Origin of the sequence: Bacillus sp. FSL K6-1006, assembly GCF_038593175.1 — a bacterium.
GTDB lineage: Bacteria > Bacillota > Bacilli > Bacillales > Bacillaceae > Bacillus > Bacillus safensis.
This window is the reverse complement of sequence record NZ_CP151970.1, coordinates 2552778-2573479: the sequence shown is the minus strand read 5'-3', so window position 1 is coordinate 2573479 and position 20702 is coordinate 2552778. Positions and strand designations below refer to the sequence as shown.

The window sequence follows — 20702 nt, the reverse complement described above, 5'->3', positions numbered from 1 at the left end:
AATGACAAATAAAATCGTATGCCCCCATTGCAAGAGTGACAAAGGATTCTACACAAGAGAAAGAATAACTGGAACAGCTCAGAAATACTACAATTCTTCTGGTGATCTAGAAGAAGAACAAGGCGCTATGTATGATGGCCTGTCGCACCACGGGGGAACAAAAGCCTATTGTAAGCAGTGCCATAAACTGATGGGGAAAACAGAAGATTTAGCGTCGGGAAATAATGAGGAAGATACAAGATGGAGGTAGCGGAATGAAATATAGAGTATATGACGACAGGTCCACTGCAATACTTTTTGAATCAGATGATAAATCAAAGTGCTATTTGTATATCATGGAGAATTATTCCGAAGGCGACGATGATTGGGAACATATTTTCATAGATACAATTTAGTAGACGGAGGAATGAAGATGTTATGTCCGATTTGCCATTTAGCGGGGTGTGAAGAAGATTGTGTAGATTACTGCATTAACTGTGAGAAAGAAATAGTATCTGGTAAAGATTTTTGTAATAAGAAATGTGAAAAAGAATTTGAAAACAGTTAAATAAGTCCAAGACGGAGAGCCTGCGGACACTGATCAACACCTTTTAAGGGTGCTGGTTGGTGTCCGTTTTCTTTTTGTCGGAAAGGAGCAACACCATGAAGAAGGAAAGTCCGAAAAAACAGCCGCAGCAGCTTACAGAAAGAGAGATAAAAGAGCTCATGGGGCAAAACATGCAAAGACTGAAAAGAGCCAAAGGCGGGGCCATGCGCCGAAAATAAGAGGAGTGATTGGGATGACTAATAAATATGATAAGAATCCAAACGAACAAACAGATCAAATGAATTTAGATATCCCTCAAATTGACGAGGAAAAAACAAGATTCAAAATGGAAAAGATGATGGGAAAATATAAAATGCTTAGGTTGCAAACACCGGAGGACTTTCTCCCTAAAATCACAACAACATACACCATTACGCCGCCGAGTTTCTCAAATCAGTTCCACTCAACCACAGAAGAAGCAGCGCTTAAAAAAATGGATTGGGAGATTGAACGGGAAAAATACATGAAGCGAATCGAAAGGGGCATTAATCGTCTTACGCAAAAAGAGCGCCGTATTTTAGTTATGCTCTATATGCAGGATGAAGAAATGTATGATTACGAGATTTACGCAGAAATGGGACTCAGCCAAAGGAATTATTATCGTGTTAAAAACAAAGCATATTATAGACTGGCATTCGCGCTTAGAGAAGAAGTATATAAGCAGGTGGATAAATCATGAATTTTGTTCAGCCAATAAGGGACCTTGATCAGATCCATTATATTAAGAAGTATTTAGGTGAGAGAAACAAACGAAACCTGCTGCTTTTTGTGGCCGGAATTAATTTAGGCTTGCGTATATCCGATCTGCTGGAATTGAGGGTGAAGGATGTAAGGAAGCAATATGTATCGCTAAGAGAACAAAAAACAGGTAAAGAAAAAAGAATCAAAATAAACAAAACGCTTCGAAAAGCGATAGATCAATATATCAAGGACAAAGATGATCAAGAATACCTTTTTAAAAGTAGAGAAGGACTCAACAAACCAATCAGCCGCAGCAGTGCATATAACATTATGAGAGAGGCAGCGGACTATGTCGGGCTTGATAGCATAGGTACTCATACACTCAGAAAAACATTCGGCTACTGGAATTATAAAAAACATAAAGACGTTGCCTTATTACAAGAAATATTTAACCATTCAAGTCCTGACATTACATTGAGATACATTGGAATTACACAAGACGCTATGGACAAAGCAATGGACGATTTCGGTTTATAAGACTCACCTGTTCAAATGGCTGGTGGGTCTTTTTTTGCGTTCTTTTTCTTCAATTAACCATAATGAGAAAATGTCCAACTCATTTTAAGGGAATAGCTGAAAAGCAAGAGGGGCAAGGGATACAGCGATTTATCCAGTTGGACAGACTAATAGATATGATGAATTGGTGGATTGTGTGGATAATCAAAAGTGTATAATATATGGAAAAGGAGGATTTATATGAATAATATTGTTAAAGGCGAAGAAAACATTTTAGACAGAGCAATAAAGCATATGGAAAGTTATTTACAAGTGAAAAACCATATATTGGATAATGATTATGTTCAGTTGATAGGAGATTCTTCGAGAGTTGTGGGTTTTTTAAACAACTCAGCAAAATTATTCAATAGGAAAAAATTACAATCATTTTTAAAAGGGTTTAGCATGAATGAAGATCCCTCACAAGCTCAATTAGAAAAATTAATTAAATATGTTGATGATGAGGATAAAGCTGAATTTATTAGTGATACTTTATCTAAAATACTGTTTTCTAACTCAAGTAAAGCATGTGTCATAATGGGGACAATTTTAAAAGATATTGTAGAGAAGCGGGATGTTATTAAACATGAAGATCTAATTGCTATTAAAGCTCTAACAGAATTTTATGATGTGGATATTGTGAATTTTAATATTATACAATCTGTATTTGTTGAAAAATCAGAAGAGAAAATTGGTTTGATAGACATTCTTCGTAAAATAAAACATAGTAACTTAGATGAAATAAGTATGCTAATGACTTTAGATAAAGCTGCAGCAACTCAATTATTATTTGTAAGTACATCGGTTGACATGTCTACAGAGATAAATGATTTTGAGAATAAAAGAAAAGAAGCAGATAATTTTTATGTAATGACATCTGGAGGGAAGTTACTAACCAAGTACATTAGCAGAATTTCAGAATTTTAGTATGGCACACTTTTGGCACAATCTTGGCAAAGCATTTTGTCTGAGAGCGGTTATGATGGTATTAGGTAGTAAATTGAGAGCGACTTCCATTGCGGAGGTCGCTTTTTGTTCGACAATTTTCGCGAATGGTGCTATTTAATTATCTTTTACCGATATAAAGGTAGGAGGTATGAATATAATGAATTTTTTAGATAATCCAACCATTAAATGGGAAGCAATATCAGCACTATCCAATTTTGCTGTAGCATTTGTTACTTTAATAACAGTAACTATTACATTGTATTTGTCATGGAATAACGTAAGGACAAAGGCTAAAATGGTGTTTAAAAGGGAGGAGAAAAATCAGTATAATGATTTCTATAGAATCAGACTTATAAACAAAGGGTTTATACCAATAACCATTCTGCATAAAGGAATACTAGTTCATAAATTCCGTTGGAAAAAAAGAGATGGAAAAGTAGTGTTTTATAGAAACCTTCATGATGGAATTAAACTAGACATAGGTGAAAGAGAAAATATCAATATTGGAGCAAAAGAAATAAACAATAAGTTACATTCGCACGGTTTTAAGCCAGGAGATAAAGTTAAATTAGTTGCTTATTTTAGCGACATTTCTATCAAAATTTACTCAAAAAAATTTACCTTTGTTGTTTTTAATCAACAGCCATTTAACACCCAATTAAATACTAATAGGACAGAAGACGTAAGCAACGATTAAAGTTGCTTTAATTTGTAGGATTTTTTAGGGTAGATGCTGGCGAATTGTCTTTTTAAAATAATGTTACAAAATAAATTTTGAAGCACCTGTCTTTGTGATAGGTGCTTTTATTATGTGGAGAATAAGGTGCAATAAAATGAATAATGTTTCTTGCGAGAAATGCCAAACATATTACGCTTGGAAGTGAGAGAGATAAAAGAAGCGAAAGGAATTGTAATTCAATTCTTCACCTGTCCTCATTGTGGAAACTCGAATGTTGTTTCTGCTACAAATAAAGTCATCCGTCAGAAACTGCGAGAATTGAGAAAGGCACGCAGCTTTTATGAACAAGCAACGACACATAGAAGCGCACAACGGCGTTTTGAAAAGTATACGCAGTTACACGAAAGCGTCAAACGCCTTATGCTTCCTCTAATTGATGAAGCGAAACAAAGATTGAATAATTCATAGCATCCTTGGGGTGCTTTTTATTTTGGGGAGGGACACCACGTGGACAACTCACTCAGGGAACTAATCATTAACACAGCAATTGGACACGCAATAAGGACAGACCAATTGTATAACGGACTTAAAGCCCTTAATAAAAGGGGATGCATATGGGCAGATGGAGAGATCATCAGGGGGTTAGGCATGCTCGGTTCTTACGGTGTGAGGGACAGGCAAGCTATTGACAGCCTCCTGCATGTCAGCCAGATTCTATCCTATGAAGCAGCACGATCCTATCTAGCATCATATCAAAGGGAGTACAGGGAGTTTTATGCCGTACAGAAAGTAGGGCATCTTCATGCCTTTGTTTTGTTCGCAATGATAGATCAGAAGGAAGCTGGTGAATCCAATGCCACCTAAACCATTGAGAGAGTGTAAGGTGCGAGGGTGCAGAGATTTAACTAGGGATGGTTATTGTCCTGCTCATGCTGATGGCAAGCAGCAGGAGGCAAAGTATTACAACAAACATGTTCGAGATAAACAATCAACAAGCTTTTACAAATCGAAAGAGTGGAAACAGACAAGACAACTTGTTCTAATGCGAGACAATTACCTTTGTCAAAGCTGTTTAAAGCAAGATCGTGTCGTTCCTGCTGTCATGGTTCATCACATAGTGGAGCTAAAACAGGATTGGAACAAACGATTAGATTTAAATAACCTCGAAAGCATGTGTAATAGCTGTCACAACAAGGTTCATGGCAAGCGAGGGTCATAAGTACCCCCCCGGCATTAAATCCCTAGAAAACGGCTTCGTGAAGATCGGTGAGCCGTCGTCTACAAACAAACACCGCTTTTCAAAGTTTCCAAAAACACGAAAAACCCCCTCGGCGAAAATACCGAGAGGGCTTGGTACGACTGGTTTTGTTGTTAATTCGATCATAGCATGATTTCGTTCAAAAACAAGCATAAATTTCAAAAAAATGAAACGGAATGAGGTGAAAAATATGCCGAGACCTGCAAAATCCGCAACGCTTCAGTTAATACAGGGCAATCCAAATAAGAAAAACACAGATGAACTTGCGATGCGTGCTGAACAAGAACAGAAAATGAAAATGAGATCAAACAATATTAAACCTCCATCCTGGTTGGATAAGGTTGCTAAAAAGGAATTCAAACGGATTGCCGAGCTATTAAAGGAAGTGGACATTATAACGGAGGCAGACATCAGCATGTTGGCCGCCTATTGTAATGCCTATTCACAATACATTTCAATAACTAAAGTGATAGAAGAAGATGGACTCATGGTTCATAAAGATGGATTTGATGAGGACGGAAATCCAATTGAATTAATTGGAGAAGAACACCCATTATTGAAAAGACAAAAGAACTTCTTTGATCAAATGAAGTCAGCTGCAAATGATTTTGGTCTTACTCCATCAGCCCGTGCAAAACTAGCGATCACCAAAACGCAGGAGATTCGGGAAAAGACGGCTGCTGAAAAGGAGTTTGATAACGTGTGACAATTAAGCAGTTTATGATTGATTACTCAAATGATGTTCTACAAGGGAAAATTGTAGCTTGTCAAAAACACATTTGGGCCTGTCAGCGTTTTTTGAATGATGTTGAACGAGAAGGAAAAGAAGAGTTTCCATATGTATTCGATGAAGAAAAGGCCCGCAGATTTCTTTTTTGGATGACTCAATTTAAACATACCAAAGGACCATTAGCAGGTGAAAATATTGATCCTGATCCTATTCAGATTTTCATTTTTGGCAATGTCTATGGATGGGTCCACAAAGATACCGATATTCGCCGTTTTACAACTGTGTATTGGCAAGTTGGCCGTAAAAATGCAAAGACTCAAAGCTTAGCAACTGTTGGGTCATATGAAGCAATGGCGCTTGGAGAAAGTATGTCGGAGGTTTATATAGGTGCAACCAAAAAAGAGCAGGCTAAGATTTGCTGGAAAGAAATAAATGCTCAAATTGAGGGTAGCGACCTTCTCAATAAACCATCAAAAAAATATAAGGTAGCATATGGGACAATTGAACATATTAAAACAAAATCAATTATCACACCACTTGCAAAAGATGCCGGGAAAACCGGAGATGGATTTAACCCTCAATGTGGAATTATTGATGAATATCATGCTCATCCAACATCAGAAATATATGATGTTATTGAATCGGGTATGGGAGCAAGATCACAACCTTTAATGGTAATTATCACGACTGCTGGACCTGAATTGAATAATCCTGCTTACCGTGTCGAGTACAATTTTGCTTCTCGTCTTTTAGATCCAAATATGGTAGAGAAAAATGACCATTACTTTGCAATGATTAATGAGTTAGATGAAGATGATGATATTAAAGACGAGAGTAAATGGGAAAAAGCAAATCCGATACTTGCAAAACACGAGTTTGGCATAAATTATTTAAGACGGCGTTTGGAAATGGCTTTGAATGTACCGGAAAAAATGCGTGATTTCCTCACCAAAAATATGGATATTTGGGTGAACATGCGATCAAACGGATATATGGATATGCAAGCATGGTCTGATTGCGGGTTGAATGAAGGTCTACCAGATTTAAAAGGTAAGGAATGTTATGCAGGGATTGACCTATCAAAACGAATTGATTTAACAGCGGCCAGTTTTGAATTTCCACTCGAAAATGGGATGTATTATGTTACAGCACACGGCTTCATGCCAGAAGATACGTTTCATGAGAGGATGAAAACTGACAAGGTACCATATGATCTATGGGTCAAAAAAGGTTGGCTAACTCTTACTGATGGAGCTGTCGTTGATTATGATTATATCCGTGCGTACATTAAAAGAATGGAAAAGGATCAAGGTTGGAAAATCAAAGAGATTGGATATGATCCATATAACGCAACGCAGTTTGCGCAGCAGATGGAAGCTGATGGATATGTCATGATCGAGATCAGGCAAGGGGTGCAAACCTTATCTGAGCCTACCAAAGATTTACGTGAGAAAGCTAAAGCGCGAAAATTAATCCATGACAACAATGATCTATTAACGTGGGCGATGGGGAATGCCGTTACAAAGATTGACGCACAGGAGAACATCATGCTTGATAAATCAAAATCGACTCAACGTATTGATCCAGCAGCTGCACTTATAAACGCTCATGTGAGAGCCAGTCAAGTAAATCAGCATTTTGACTTAAATGAATATATCCAGTCTGGCCAATTTAGTTTTTAGAAGGAGAGCTGTTGAATGAAAGAGTGGTCAAAATACTTAGAGGATGTTTTCCTTATACTTGGAATGGTTTTAATTGCAATTGCATGTTTTAGAATATCAGTAAACACCGGGCTTTTTGTCTCAGGTGTTTTTTTCGTTTCCACTGCTTTTTTAATTAGCAGAATCACCCTGAATCAAAATAAAGAAGATGAAATAGACAGGGGTGAATGAATTTGTTATTACGAGGACGACCGAAGATTGAAAATCGTGTAGCGGAAGAAGATAGCGGTTCTCTATTGAGTCCTGCTAAGTGGTTTCGAAACATATTTGCTGGTGTTGAAACGTCATCAGGGGAGCATGTCTCTTCTGAGAATGCGATTTTACACCCAGATGTGTACGCTTGCGTGAAAGTGCTTGCCGAAGATGCAGCCAAACTCCCTATAAAATTATTTCAGAGCAAAGAAGGAAGCGTAAAGACTATTCAAAACGACATTAGCAGGATGATTTTGCATAAGGTAAACCCGTATATGACCAGTTTTACGTGGAAAGCTCTTGTCATGTTGAGAATGGCAACGTGGGGAAACAGCTACAATCGTCTTGTCTATAATCGTGATGGGGATGTAGAAGCTATTTATCCACTAAATCCAGAATCAACAAATACAAATATTGACCCGGATACTGGGAAGGTTTGGTACTCAACTACGATCAATGGAAAGTATGTTGAACTGCACTATCATGAAGTCCTGCATTTCAAAAACCTATCTTTAGATGGCATCGTAGGTCAAACGCCTATATCTGTTATTCGAGATAATATTGGATCAAATAGGGCAGCCACAAAATTTAATGCTAAGTTTTACAAGAATGGCGGGGCACCGTTTGGTGTAATCAAAACACCGTCTTTGTTGAATAGAGAGAGTAAGAAGGTTCTTAGAGAAGATTGGGAAGAAGTCAATGCAGGGCAATCCATTGCGGTACTTGATGCGGGTCTTGATTATTCACAAGTAACAATGCCTATGAAAGATGCTCAATTCATTGAATCAATGAAATGGAATCGTCAGCAAATAGCCTCCATCTACAAAGTGCCACCTCATAAAATTGGTGAATTGGATCGAGCGACCTTCTCGAATATCGAGTCACAGTCTTTGGATTACGTGAAAACAACCCTGCAGCCTATCGTGACAAATATTGAACAAGAATTGAACGATAAAATCCTTACGCCTGCTCAATTAAAAGAAGGATTTTATTTTAAATTTAACCTGGAAACAGAACTACGTGGAGACAGTAAAACAAGAGCTGAATTTTATGAAGTCATGCAGCGTGTCGGGGCATTCACTATTAATAAAATCCTAGAAAAAGAGGATATGACAGGTATTGGTGAAATCGGTGATGAGCATTTTGGTAATTTGAATCTAGTTCCCCTTTCAATCATGAAAGAATATCAGTTAAGCAGGGTGAGTAAGAAGAATCTGAAAGGGGGTGACGGAGATGAAGAAAAACAAGAAGTATTGGAACATGAAGCCACTGAATGATGTTTCTGCAGAAATAACTTTGTATGGTTCCATTACTGGAGAAGGTTGGTTTAGTGAAAGTTCTTCTAAAGCATTTCAAGCAGATTTGAAAGATTTGGGCGAAGTCGCCGAAATTGACCTCTATATTAATTCACCGGGTGGTGATGTATTTGAGGGACAAGCCATTCACTCGATGCTGCAGCGGCATAAAGCGAAGATAAATGTTTATGTTGATGCACTAGCAGGAAGCATTGCTTCTGTCATTGCAATGGCTGGCGACACGATCACGATGCCGAGTAATTCAATGATGATGATCCATAACCCTTACATGGGTATGATCGGTAATGCTGCAGAATTTAGAAAAGCTGCAGAAGACTTGGACAAAATCACTGATAGCATTGTTTCAACCTATTTGGCAAAGGCAGGAGAGAAACTAGAAGAATCGACCTTGCGTGACCTTTTAGATAATGAAACATGGTTAACAGCTGATGAGGCGTTGCAATATGGGTTAGCTGATGCGGTCACCGAGGAGAAAAATGTTGCTGCACAGATAGATGAGAACGTTGTTTCTCAGTTCAAAAACATCCCTGCTAAAATCGTTGCAAAACTAACCAAAGAACCTGAAAGCAATCGAGAGCACATCATCAGCTTGAGACAACAACAGAATGCCATACATGCAGCACTCCTAGAAATTTAGGGGTGTTTTTTTATGGGAAATTTGAGGAGGAAACCATTTTGGAAAAATCAAAAACACAGAACAAATTGTTGCGTCTGCCTATCCAATTCTTCGCTAAGGAAGGTATGACAGTAAAAGAAAGAGAACTCCGCCAAGCTTTAGCGGAAAAACGTGATAAGATCATGGCCCTAAATGATGAGGGCAAGGTTGATGAAGCTAAAACAATGCTTGCTGAGGCGCAGGTTTTGAAAGAACAAATTCAAAACTATGAAGAAATGCGAAATATGTATGTTGATTACGGTGATGAGGATCAGCAGGATGATCAGGGTGTTAAATCGCAGGTTGTTTCAAACGATGTCAGCGGTAAACAAGTATTAAATCATACAGAATTATTTGCAGATGCCATTCTAAAAGGAAGAGCGCCTGCACCACTGGCTGCAATGAAAGAGTCTGTGGATGAAGATGGAGGTTTAATTGTTCCAGAAGACATCACGACGAAAATCACTGAAAAACGACGTCAGTTTGATTCTTTAGCAAATTTAGTTGATATTATTCCAGTTAGTACGAACAAAGGTGCTAGAACTTACGAAAAGTATGCTGATATGACACCTTTAGTTGATGTAGACGAATTAGAAGATATTGATGAATTAGAAAATCCTAAATTTGAGCGAATTAAATATGTCATCAAGGATCGTGCGGGTATTTTAGTTCTTTCAAATGATTTATTGAGTGATACAAGAGAAGCACTCATGGAGTTCTTAGTCAATTGGTTAGGAAAAAAATCAGCTGTTACGAGAAATGTGAATATATTAAAAATATTAGAAACACTTAAAAAACAATCTATTTCTACCACTGATGACATTAAAGATATCACTAACGTTACTCTTGATCCAGCTATTGAAGAAACAACTATCTTCGTAACAAATCAATCAGGATTTAACTATCTTGATAAATTAAAAGACAAAAACGGAAATTATCTTTTACAACCAGATCCAACGAACAAAACCAAGAAATTACTGTTTGAAAAAACTGTTCATAAAATTTCAAACAAATTCCTTCCGAATGGCGGAACTAAGAGTAACCCAAAATATCCATTAATTATCGGTGATTTGAAAGAAGCAATTAAGCTCTTTGATCGACAACAGTATTCGATTAAATCTACTGATGTAGGCGGGAAAGCCTTCTATCGAAACTCAACAGATGTAAGAGTTATTCAAAGGGATGATGTCGCGTTAGCAGACGAGGAAGCAATTGTTTTTGCAGAATTTACTGGAATTGAAGTCATTGAGCCGCCTGAAAAAGATGAAGACAAAGCTGTAGACGCTGGAAAATAAATAAAAATTGAAAGGAATGGATTAATTATGGCTAAAGATTTTTTGAATGAAAGTAATGGAGTATTAACATCTGCAGAGGCGGGCGCAGACGGTAAACCTATCACGCCTGTTTATTTAAAAGGAAATAGCGAAGAAAACCCTCTCTTCATTCAAGGGATGCAAGGTGAAAAAGGACCAAAAGGTGATCCGGGAGAGCAGGGGCCGAAAGGTGATAAGGGTGATGCTGCTGTAATTGAGGAAGGCTCAGTTACAAATAAACACCTAGCAGATAAATCTGTTAACTCTCGTACTTTAGGCACTGGCAGTGTTATGTGGGAGAATCTCAATTCTGCAGTAAAAGAAATGATCACTGAATTGCAAAATAAGGTCGAAGCTTTAGAAAACCCAAAATCTGAATAAAGGTGATGCCAAATGACTGAGGCAGAACAAAAAGAGCTTGAAAAAGCGAAAAAATACCTCCGCATTGATGGTGATGCGGAGGATGATTTGATTTTACATTTCATCGCTGCAGCAAAGGAGTACATCACGAATGCAACTGGTTTAAAATTCCCTAACAATTTAGCGCAAGCAGAGTTGGCGGTCATGTCATTTACAACTCATTGGTATGAGAATAGGCAAATATCAGGCACGACCTCGAATCTTGATGGGGTGCTCACAACAATGGTCAATCAACTAAAATACGTGGTTGAGGACGGTCAAATAAATGCTGAATGACATGAGGCACCGCATCCAGTTTCAGCAGAAAAAAGAAAAGAACCGTTTGCCTGTCGATGGTGACAATGGCTGGGAAACCGTGGTTGAGTGCTGGGCCAAAGCAGAGGGCTTAAATGGCGCTGAATATTATGCTGCAGCTGCTATCCAAAAAGAACATACAATCAAGTTCACCATTCGCCACCGGGAAGACATTGACGAACATATGAGGCTCTTATTCAAAGGGAAAACTTACGAAATTGAGTCTATATTACCGAATCATTCAAGGCTTCATTTCCTCACAGTTAGGGCAAAGGCGGTGAAGTGATGTTTAATTTACAAATCGATGGCTTAGAGGAATTAGAAAATGCTATTGGAAACATGCAAAGAAAAGTAAGCAAAATGCATAAAGAAGCTCTCACAGCTGGCGCAACAGTGATAAAAGATGAATTGCACCCAAACACACCGAGATCAGACAAGGCCCAAAAACACATGCAGGATGATCTTGATATTACCCGGCTTCGCACTGATGGTGACGGAGTGAAATATGTGGCGGTTGGTTGGCCGAAATCCAAGTCACGTAAGGACACACAATGGAGAATACACTTTCCTGAATTCGGCACCTTACATCAGCCTGCGCAAAAATTCTTTACGAGAACTGTCGAACAGAAATGGGATGAGGCTATACGAAGAGTAGCAGATAAATACCGACAGGCGCTGAGCAAATTATGATCAATCAAAACTTAATAAGGCGTGCAGATACTTGCAAGAATGCCATTTTTGAAGCGTTGGAGAATGATCCAGCGCTTTTGTCTTTAATAGACAAAGATGACATCTATGAGCTTGCAGTGCCAGAGGGTACAAAGTCGAGTCCACCGTATGTCGTGCTGCAAGAAGTCAACTATAAACCGATCAAATGGGCTGATAACCGGCCTATACAAGATAGCGCAACCTATCAAATAGATGTTTATCACAATGCTGATCCGCAACCCATCATGGCTGCAATCGGGGATGTGATGGAGCGTTTAGATTTTGCGCCAACTATACCTATCAATGACTTTTTAGAGAAAGAGAGATTGATAAGAAAAGGGTATCGTTTTGAAAAAAATATAATACTAGGAGGCTAACTATGGCTGAGTACAGTTCAGTAACTGGTTTGGAAAATGTTCAGTTTGCACCATTGCAAAAGAAAGGTAAATTCTTTGTGCCTACTGAAATTCTAAAGTATGAGTACGCAATCAATATGAAGGTGGAAACTGAGACATCAACCGAGAAGCAGTACGCAGATAACAAACTGGTCGATTTAGTGGTTTCAACTGGTTCTACAAAGCTAGAAATCGAAATGCGGGATCTCCCAATGGAAATTCTTGCGAAGCTGCTAGGAATTGAACAGGACAACAACGGGTTATACCTGTTCAAAAAGAACATTACCCCACCATGGGTCGCAATGACGTTTGAAGGTCCAAAAGCAAACGGGAAGTCTCGTCATGTTGGTTTAGTAAAAGGGCGTTTTTCTCTGCCGGGCGATGAGTGGAAGACAAAGGAAGATAAGACAGATTTCCAAACCATTAAACTGTCTGCGGAATTTGTTGATCGTGAGCAGGATGACCTTTTCAAAGTTGTCACGGATGAAGATGCTGAAAACTTTAATCTTGATGCTTTTTACAAGTCTGTTTTTGGAGAAGCATACAAAGATGATAAAACAGAAAACGGTAGCAGCGTTGATATTGGAAAAGGTGCTTAAGAGGGCTGAAAAGCTCTCTTTTTTAATTGGAAAATAAAAATAAGGGGGAGTCACTATGACTCAAAAACAAATTTCTATCTCTATTTGGTTCGAAGAAGAGAAAAAACACAAAACGTTTATTGCGCCACGAACAAACGCAAAAACACTCTATGAGGCTTTTGAGTTAGATGAAAAAGCAACAGAGGCGGAGAATGCAAAAGAACTTGTCAAAAGTATGGACGAACGAATCAAATTCATTGTGCGTGTATTTCAAAATCAATTTACTTTTGACCAATTTCGAGAAGGCTTCCAATCCTTTGAAATTGCGAATGCAGTCAGAAAAGTCATGTTGGAAATCATGGGAATTAAAGTGGCGGAAACGCAGGAAGAAAAAGATTTTTTGCCCGACATGAAGGCGTAAATGAGCCATTAAAAAACGGCAAAGATCAATTAAATAAAATCTATACCACTTTACTTGAGCAAGGCTGGAAGATGCATGAGATTGATCAAATGGATATTTATCATTTCTTAGAATTGAACGCTGAATCGAGCAAAACAAAAGAAGTAACGATTGATCAAATATTCTAAGTCTTGAAATCTTCGTCAGGAAAGCGGGGTGGTACATAAATGACTCAAGCAATTGGCAATATGGTCGCCAAGGTCAATCTGGATGACTCAGGTTTTAACAGAGGTATAACAGGTCTTCAAAGGCAAATGCGTCTTGCTAATTCTGAATTTAAAGCAGCTACTGAAATTTATAAGAATACCGGCAATCGAGCAAAAGAATTGCAAGCCAAAGTTGATGGACTTAACAATAAATATCGTATTCAGGGTAAAGTAGTAGAAGAGCACCGAAAACGTTATGAACAATTGGTAAGAGAAAAAGGGCGTGATAAAAGAGAAACACAAATTCACGCTCGAAAACTCAACGAATCCATCGCTGTGCACCAGAAGCTAGAAAAAGAGCTTCGGCAGGTATCTAAAGAATTCGAGCAGTTACAAAGCACCAGCAATAAAGCAGCCGGTGTTTTTTCTGTTTTTAAGAAGAACGCTGGGGAAGTTTCAGAAGAATTGCAATCTGTCTACTCTGCTGCGGGAATGGCAGGGAAGGCATTAACAGGTATCGGTGTAGCAGGCACCGTCGCAATTGGCGGCGCAGTTAAAGTGGCCGCAGACTTTGAAAAGGCTATGAGCAGGGTCGGTGCTGTGGCGAATGCATCGAATGACGAGATGGGCCGTCTGACAGAAACGGCGCGTCATTTGGGAGCTACGACACAATTTACAGACGGACAAGTTGCCGAAGGAATGCAGTACCTTGCAATGGCTGGTTATAAGACAAATAACATTATCGGCGCCATGCCGGGCTTGCTTGCTACTGCGGCAGCAGGGCAAACAGATTTAGGTGTAACGTCTGATATTGTATCAGACATCTTAACGGAGTTTCATATTGCTGCAGAAGATACAAACCGAGTAGCAGATGCAATGACTTACACGTTTACTAACAGCAATGCCACGCTTCAACAGATTGGGCAAACGATGAAATACGCGGGGCCAGCTGCGAAAACTGCAGGTGTCAGCATGGAAGAGTTAGCGGCTGCAACAGGTATCATGGCGAACAGTGGAATCAAGGCAGATATGGCAGGTACTGCATTACGATCCACATTAACAAGGCTTGCGGCACCTCCAAAGCCAGCTGGTAACGCAATACATGAGCTTGGCCTGAGTATTACTGACGCAAACGGCCGCATGAAACCTTTATCAAACATCATAGATCAGATTAACGAAAAGACGAAAAACTATACGGAAACCGAAAAAATCCGTATCGCAAAGCAATTGGCTGGTCAGCATGCCTTATCTGGTTTTATCACTTTGCTTCATGCAGGTGGTGATAAGATCGACAAATTCACCAAACAGATAGAAAACAGTGGCGGTGTAGCTGAAAAAGTGGCAAAAGGTCAAATGGACAACCTTGCGGGGTCAATGGAGTACCTGCGTTCTGCGGCAAATAACGCAGTCATTTCATTGGGTAATCAGTTTATTCCAGTGATCCGCGCCACTACAGATGGATTAACAAAAATCGTTAACTGGTTTGATCACCTGCCTCCATCTGTTATGCAAACAATTGCCGTTACTGGTGCTGCCGTAACAACTTTCAGTCTTTTAGGCGGGGCTTCTTTATTATTATTGAGTGTCATTCCTAGAATGGCCGAGGGATGGAGAGTGCTTCGTACTGCTGGCACGTATCTGACAGGCACTGTCAGAGGATCATCAACAAGTCTAGGAGTATACACGACACAAGTTACTGCAGCAGGTGTTGCTTCGCGAACTGCTGCAACTGGTATCAACACAGCTGCAGCATCAACGGCAGTTATGTCCACTCGTATGGGACGTTTACAACAAAACACTGGTTTAGCGACTACACGCATGGGCCGTCTAAATCAAACGGCCACAAGAACATCTAGGACAATGCGTGGACTTGGCGGCGCGTCTCGAATTGCTGGCGGGGGTTTAATGATGTTTGGTGGGCCAATGGGTATGATTGGCGGTCTTGCGCTCTCTTTTCTTCCTGAAATACTTAAATTTGGTAAAGGTGTAGTCATGGCAGGAGTAAACGCCGTAAAAGGTGCAGGTGGATTTTTGAAACTCGCAAAGGGCGGTTTTGGCCTGTTTAACATCTTAAAAAAAGGCGCAGGTGTTGTGAGTTTGCTTAGAGGCGGCTTATCGTTGCTTGGTGGTCCAGTTGGGTTACTGATAACAGGGGTCACGCTTTTAGGCGAAGCAGGGTTTAAATATTATGACAACCTGCAAAAACGAGTCTTGCCAGCAACAATTGATTTTGGCGATAAAGTTTCTGAATCCACTTCGAAAGCTGTAAATGCTTATTCGGATATGGAGACAAAAGCCAATGCAAAGCTAGACAGCCTGTATCTCAATCAAACGAAGATCACGGATAAGATAGCTGACAACATGAATAAGCGATTTTCAAAAATGGCTGACACCATAAAAAAAGGCTATCAAGATAGTGCTGACAAGTCTCTTGACGTTTTAGGAGATTTCTATTCAAAGAATAATTCACTTAAAAAGAAAGATGAGGAAAACATCCTCAATAAGATCAAAACAGGCAATGAAAAGAAGCAGAAGCAAATAGAAAAGTACGAGAGCCGAGTCAAAAAAATATATGACAAAGCAGCAAAAGAACATCGCTCGCTCACCCAAAAAGAATGGGATGAAGTCAAGGGCATTACTCAAAAGATGAGTAAAGAAGTCGAAACGGCTCTGACAAAAAGCAAAGATGAGCAAACACTCATTTCTAAAAAGTTAAAAGAAGAATCGTCTAATTTATCTGCAAAGCAAGCTGCCGCAACGGTGAAAAATAGTAAATCAGCAAAAGACAAAGTCATCAGCAATGCTAAAAAACAATACAATGCAGTTGTGAAAGCTGCAGATGATCAGTATTACGTCAAAGGTACTATCACCAAAAAAGAACATGATGCGACAGTTAAAGCTGCCAAAGATCAGCGAGACAAAACAATCAACGAGGCGAAAAAGAGCCATAAAGGCGTTGTGAAAGAAGCAAAGAAACAAGCAGATGGACATATCGAACAAGTCAATTGGGAGACAGGTGAAGTGCTAGGCGCTTGGGATACATTCCTTGTGGATTTAGCTGGTGTCGTCAATACCATTACTGGTGGTATCAATAAAGTTCTTGAATTCATGAATATACCGACAATCCCTGAGTGGAAACCAAGCGGACACAACGGGAAGAAAAAGGCGAAGAACGTTGCACCCGGTAAGGCATATGCCAAAGGTACTGACTATCACCCGGGAGGCCGTGCACTTGTTGGTGAGGAAGGATATGAGCTTGCACATACTCCTGGTATTGGAACATATATGGTCGGCGTTGGTGGTCCTCAAATTTGGGATTTACCACGCGGAACATCGGTACTGCCTCATGATCAGACCAAAAAAATCACTTCACAGGGCTTACCGGGTTATGCTGGCGGTGTTGGTGATTTCTTTAAAAAGGGCGCCAAAAAAGCTGGTGAAGTAGTCGGCAAGGTGAAAGATTTCGGATCAGATATTTTTGACCTTGTGATGGCTGGCCCAAAGAAAATTATCAGCAATATATTTGGCGGTCTCATTCCGTTTAAAACTGGTAAAGGGATAGACGGACTTGGAACAGGTATTTTAAAGACAATTCAAAAAGGTGCTTTAGGATTTCTAACAAAATCGTTAGGTGATTTTGGAGGAGAAGGAGGATCATTCAAAGGTGTAGGGGGTAGTGCTGCAGTCAAAAAGTGGGTTGCACAAGCCATCAGCATCACTGGAATTTCTCCATCCTATGCAAAAGCACTAGAAACCATTGCTATGAAAGAATCAAGTGGAAACCCGACCTTAGTTAACCGATGGGACAGTAACTGGAAGGCGGGACATCCATCACAAGGACTCATGCAGTTTATTCCGACAACATTCGCAGCATACAAAAAGCCCGGATATGGAAACATCAAACATCCAGTACACCAAATTGTTGCTGCGATTAACTATCTTAACAAGCGTTATGGCGGCATCTATAATCATCCGGGATTAAAATCTATGGCGCGCGGTGGCCCTTATATCGGTTATGCATCTGGTGGTGTTATCGACAGCCACCAAATTGCACAGTTAGGAGAAAACGGCTGGCGCGAATATGCCATTACCACTGAGCCAAAGTATCGTAAACGCTCTTTACAGTTGTATTCTAACCTTGGCAAAGAGCTTGGAGTGCCTAGTTTTGGGAATGGTATGATCTCCACGGCTTTACAGATGCTTGATCGCATTAGTAACAAAGGAGACAAGCCTCAGAGCAGGCAGCAAGATGGATCCGATATGAGACAGATGATCGAGAACCAAAACAAGCAAATTGGTCTGATGGCTCAACAAATAGACCTGCTGTCTCAAGGATTAATGATGATGCAAAAAGGCTTTGAACAATTAATTTCAAAAGATAGCAACAATTACATGGATGGGCGAAAGCTAGATCAAACGACAGGTGAACGTTTTAGAAAAGAAGCATTTATGAGTGGGGTGAGGTAGATGGAATTATATATTGATTTTAACAACGGATTGGGTGAACAAAGCCTTAATGACTTGCTTCCTCATTTCCATCCGTTAAGCCTGACACCTGCCTCACCAATCGTAGAATTTGAGACGGTGTCATTACCACGAATTAACGGTATTGTATTGCCACAACATCCGCGGGATGTGAAGTACAAAGAAAGACAGATTCAGCTTGAAATATATATGAATTCAATCATTGCTGAAAATTTCTACAGTTATAGAAGTGAACTATATGCTTTATTAGTTAAACCGTTCCCATACTACATTTCATGCGACCTGCTTCCAAACAGAAGATTTTTAGTGACGTGTGAGGGGAACTTTTCAGTGCCTAAAGAAAAAGAAAAGAATCACGTTGTGTTTACTGTAGAATTTATAGATGTCTTAGGGGCAGCAGAATCAAAAAGTACATCACTAAACCGTCAAATGTTTGAAGGTGAACGATGGAGTCCCGGAATGAATATTGAGCTGCGAGACGACCTAGAGTATTCATTCAAAAACAAAAAAACGTTCAGCATCTACAACATCGGAGATTTTAGAATCAACCCTTTGAGGCATGATTATCAAGTGACGTTGAGAGCAAAAGGAAAAGGTGTAACAATCATCAATCATACGACAGGTGAACGTTTGAAAATTGAAGATGAAATATCCAAATCAAGAGAGGTTTCTTTTATTAAACAATACACTGTTGCAAACAAGAAGCGTCTCAAGACATCTGGCAGGCTTCCTTCACTTGATATTGGCCGTAATGACTTTGAAATACAAAACGCAAGCGAAATTGAAATTGTTTTCGACACGAGATTCTATTATGCATAAGGAGGGATGGCATGGCTGCGGCTGATTTCATTAAGAAACTGGCGCCGGGAGCGCAAAAGGTTTACAAAAAATACAACGTTCTTGCAAGCCTTGTCATTGCTCAAGGGTGCCTTGAAAGTGGCTTCGGAGCAAGCGATCTATCTAAACAAGCCTACAACCTTTTTGGAGTCAAAGGGACTTATAACGGAAAATATGTATTAATGTGGACCAAAGAACAGGACAAGCACGGCAATGAAACGAGAGTACAAGCGCGCTTCAGAAAGTATCCATCATATGCAGAAAGCCTTGCTGATCTAGGAAGTCTATACACTAGGCTTAGTCGCTATAAAGATGTGGTCGGTGAAAAAGACTACCAAAAAGCTACAGCTGCTGTTGCAAAGGGTGGTTATGCGACTGATATCAATTATGCTACAAAATTAAACAGCATCATTTTTACTTACAAGCTCACACAATATGATAATTTGGATGATCTACCAGAAGAACCGAGTGAACCAGAAACACCAACTGGTCCTGATTACCCAAGCAAGGAATACGATGGGAAAGACATGCCACTCAATCAAAATTTACCGTCTGATGTGGATTTCCCGCAGCTGCATGTTTCAAGCAAGGATGGAAAGGAAGTCATAGAAATCACAGGTGCATCTGTTGATTTCACAGTTGATACAACAGGTAAAAAGTCGTTTACATTCTCGTTAGTTCGTACACAGGAAAATGCTGCAGAGTTTGAGTTGTTAGTGGTGGATAACATTTTATACCTCGATGAAAAGAAATATAATCATCAAAAATACTATATTACCAACGTGAGTCTTCATCAAGAAAATGGAATGCTGACAAAAACGGTTACAGCTGCGCACATCTTCACTGTCCTGTTGATTAATAACAGAATTGAAAAAACAGTTTCTAAGAAGTTAAGCATTAAAGAAGCGCTAGATTTTGCCCTCAAAGGAACTGATTTCAAATATGTCATTCATGCAAAAGATGATGAAATTTCTTCTGCGGAACAAGAAAACTTCGGTGAAAAAAATTCCACAGAGCTTATGGATGAAATCATTGAAGATTATGACATAGAGTTAGACGTAGATAATTACAAAATCCATGTTTACAAAAAGATGGGACAAGAAATAGACTTTGTGCTTGATAGTCGTTATAACATGCCAGGTATCACTATAACGACAGATTCCCAAAATTGTACTACTCGTGCGTGGGGATACGGCGCACAAAAAGAAATAGATTCCGATTCTGACTCAAAAGTTGATGGCAAAACAACAGAAGATGAAAAAGAAGTGAAAAAAGATGAAGAGAAAGAGCCTGAGTATGTTTTTGAGCCAGTTCTTTACATTCATCCCGATGAAGATAAATTTCTCATTGAAGGTAAACCACGTTGGGCGGAGCCAATTAAAGACGAGAGGTACAAAAAATCTAGCAGCATTATTTCTGCGTTAAAGAAGCATGTTAACCCTTACCCAGAAATGACTGTGGAAGTAGAATTCCAAAAAATCTATGAGCCGAAATTGCTTGAAATTGAACAAGATTTTTGGTTAGGTGACACAATCCATGTTATTGCGGATACTGCAGATGGAATAACCTTTGAGGATGATCTAAGGGTTGTATCATTTCAGCATAACCCTCTCAATCCGTATAGCAGCCCAACGATAACATTTGCGAACTTCCGCAAGGACATTCAGCGTATTAATGTAGATCAAGTGAAGAAAATGAAAAATTTACAACGATATATAAACGACATGCTCAAGACGCTTAGATAG

24 protein-coding genes are annotated in these 20702 nt (G+C 39.4%); all 24 read left to right on the top strand.

The window, feature by feature from the left end:
* Position 1 precedes the first annotated feature (1 nt).
* The 24 genes from NSS65_RS13365 (at position 2) to NSS65_RS13250 (ending at position 20702) form a co-directional block, all read left to right on the top strand.
* A complete protein-coding gene (locus tag NSS65_RS13365) occupies positions 2 to 250 on the top strand; it encodes a hypothetical protein (RefSeq protein ID WP_342467295.1) in 249 nt (82 codons plus the stop codon).
* A gap of 392 nt (positions 251 to 642) precedes the next feature.
* Entirely contained in the window at positions 643 to 765 is a 123-nt protein-coding gene (locus NSS65_RS13360) for a hypothetical protein (protein WP_342467294.1), read from the top strand.
* Positions 766 to 779: 14 nt separating this feature from the next.
* Positions 780 to 1265, top strand: a complete 486-nt coding sequence (locus tag NSS65_RS13355) for an ArpU family phage packaging/lysis transcriptional regulator (protein WP_342467293.1) — start codon at positions 780 to 782, stop codon at positions 1263 to 1265.
* Positions 1262 to 1804, top strand: a complete 543-nt coding sequence (locus tag NSS65_RS13350) for a site-specific integrase (protein WP_111292423.1) — start codon at positions 1262 to 1264, stop codon at positions 1802 to 1804. The genes NSS65_RS13355 and NSS65_RS13350 overlap by 4 nt, the downstream gene beginning before the upstream one ends.
* A gap of 219 nt (positions 1805 to 2023) precedes the next feature.
* Complete coding sequence (locus NSS65_RS13345) at positions 2024 to 2749, top strand: hypothetical protein (RefSeq protein WP_342467292.1); 726 nt, start codon at positions 2024 to 2026, stop codon at positions 2747 to 2749.
* A gap of 178 nt (positions 2750 to 2927) precedes the next feature.
* Positions 2928 to 3467: a hypothetical protein gene (locus NSS65_RS13340; RefSeq protein ID WP_342467291.1), complete on the top strand. Its 540-nt coding sequence runs from the start codon at positions 2928 to 2930 to the stop codon at positions 3465 to 3467.
* Positions 3468 to 3956: 489 nt separating this feature from the next.
* Positions 3957 to 4313 carry a hypothetical protein gene (locus NSS65_RS13335; protein ID WP_173408287.1) on the top strand — a complete coding sequence of 119 codons (357 nt, stop codon included), beginning with the start codon at positions 3957 to 3959 and terminating at the stop codon, positions 4311 to 4313.
* The gene (locus tag NSS65_RS13330; protein WP_173408469.1) at positions 4303 to 4668 is read left to right on the top strand and encodes an HNH endonuclease; all 366 of its coding nucleotides are present in this window, start codon (positions 4303 to 4305) and stop codon (positions 4666 to 4668) included. Before NSS65_RS13335 ends, NSS65_RS13330 begins: the two co-directional genes overlap by 11 nt.
* A 229-nt stretch (positions 4669 to 4897) precedes the next feature.
* Positions 4898 to 5413: a phage terminase small subunit P27 family gene (locus tag NSS65_RS13325; RefSeq protein ID WP_144455648.1), complete on the top strand. Its 516-nt coding sequence runs from the start codon at positions 4898 to 4900 to the stop codon at positions 5411 to 5413.
* A 14-nt stretch (positions 5414 to 5427) separates the two neighbouring features.
* On the top strand, positions 5428 to 7119 hold the full coding sequence (locus tag NSS65_RS13320; protein WP_342467379.1) for a terminase TerL endonuclease subunit: 1692 nt from the start codon (positions 5428 to 5430) through the stop codon (positions 7117 to 7119).
* A 15-nt stretch (positions 7120 to 7134) separates the two neighbouring features.
* A complete protein-coding gene (locus NSS65_RS13315; protein WP_144626667.1) occupies positions 7135 to 7329 on the top strand; it encodes a DUF1056 domain-containing protein in 195 nt (64 codons plus the stop codon).
* A gap of 2 nt (positions 7330 to 7331) precedes the next feature.
* The gene (locus tag NSS65_RS13310) at positions 7332 to 8627 is read left to right on the top strand and encodes a phage portal protein (protein WP_342467290.1); all 1296 of its coding nucleotides are present in this window, start codon (positions 7332 to 7334) and stop codon (positions 8625 to 8627) included.
* The gene (locus NSS65_RS13305; protein WP_342467289.1) at positions 8584 to 9303 is read left to right on the top strand and encodes a head maturation protease, ClpP-related; all 720 of its coding nucleotides are present in this window, start codon (positions 8584 to 8586) and stop codon (positions 9301 to 9303) included. The genes NSS65_RS13310 and NSS65_RS13305 overlap by 44 nt, the downstream gene beginning before the upstream one ends.
* Before the next feature lie 38 nt (positions 9304 to 9341).
* Positions 9342 to 10616: a phage major capsid protein gene (locus NSS65_RS13300; RefSeq protein WP_342467288.1), complete on the top strand. Its 1275-nt coding sequence runs from the start codon at positions 9342 to 9344 to the stop codon at positions 10614 to 10616.
* Between the two features lie 27 nt (positions 10617 to 10643).
* Positions 10644 to 11015 (top strand): collagen-like protein, encoded by a 372-nt coding sequence (locus NSS65_RS13295; protein WP_342467287.1) that lies wholly within the window; start codon positions 10644 to 10646, stop codon positions 11013 to 11015.
* A 12-nt stretch (positions 11016 to 11027) separates the two neighbouring features.
* Positions 11028 to 11330 (top strand): head-tail connector protein, encoded by a 303-nt coding sequence (locus NSS65_RS13290; RefSeq protein ID WP_342467286.1) that lies wholly within the window; start codon positions 11028 to 11030, stop codon positions 11328 to 11330.
* On the top strand, positions 11320 to 11634 hold the full coding sequence (locus NSS65_RS13285) for a phage head closure protein (protein ID WP_342467285.1): 315 nt from the start codon (positions 11320 to 11322) through the stop codon (positions 11632 to 11634). The genes NSS65_RS13290 and NSS65_RS13285 overlap by 11 nt, the downstream gene beginning before the upstream one ends.
* Complete coding sequence (locus NSS65_RS13280; RefSeq protein WP_268431066.1) at positions 11634 to 12038, top strand: HK97-gp10 family putative phage morphogenesis protein; 405 nt, start codon at positions 11634 to 11636, stop codon at positions 12036 to 12038. The genes NSS65_RS13285 and NSS65_RS13280 overlap by 1 nt, the downstream gene beginning before the upstream one ends.
* On the top strand, positions 12035 to 12433 hold the full coding sequence (locus tag NSS65_RS13275; RefSeq protein WP_342467284.1) for a DUF3168 domain-containing protein: 399 nt from the start codon (positions 12035 to 12037) through the stop codon (positions 12431 to 12433). The genes NSS65_RS13280 and NSS65_RS13275 overlap by 4 nt, the downstream gene beginning before the upstream one ends.
* A 2-nt stretch (positions 12434 to 12435) precedes the next feature.
* Positions 12436 to 13050, top strand: coding sequence for a major tail protein (locus NSS65_RS13270; RefSeq protein WP_342467283.1), 615 nt, complete (start codon positions 12436 to 12438; stop codon positions 13048 to 13050).
* Between the two features lie 55 nt (positions 13051 to 13105).
* Entirely contained in the window at positions 13106 to 13450 is a 345-nt protein-coding gene (locus tag NSS65_RS13265; protein WP_099682828.1) for a hypothetical protein, read from the top strand.
* Between the two features lie 206 nt (positions 13451 to 13656).
* Positions 13657 to 18102 (top strand): phage tail tape measure protein, encoded by a 4446-nt coding sequence (locus NSS65_RS13260; protein ID WP_342467282.1) that lies wholly within the window; start codon positions 13657 to 13659, stop codon positions 18100 to 18102.
* The gene (locus tag NSS65_RS13255) at positions 18103 to 18939 is read left to right on the top strand and encodes a phage tail domain-containing protein (RefSeq protein ID WP_156060390.1); all 837 of its coding nucleotides are present in this window, start codon (positions 18103 to 18105) and stop codon (positions 18937 to 18939) included.
* A gap of 11 nt (positions 18940 to 18950) precedes the next feature.
* On the top strand, positions 18951 to 20702 hold the full coding sequence (locus NSS65_RS13250) for a phage tail protein (protein WP_342467281.1): 1752 nt from the start codon (positions 18951 to 18953) through the stop codon (positions 20700 to 20702).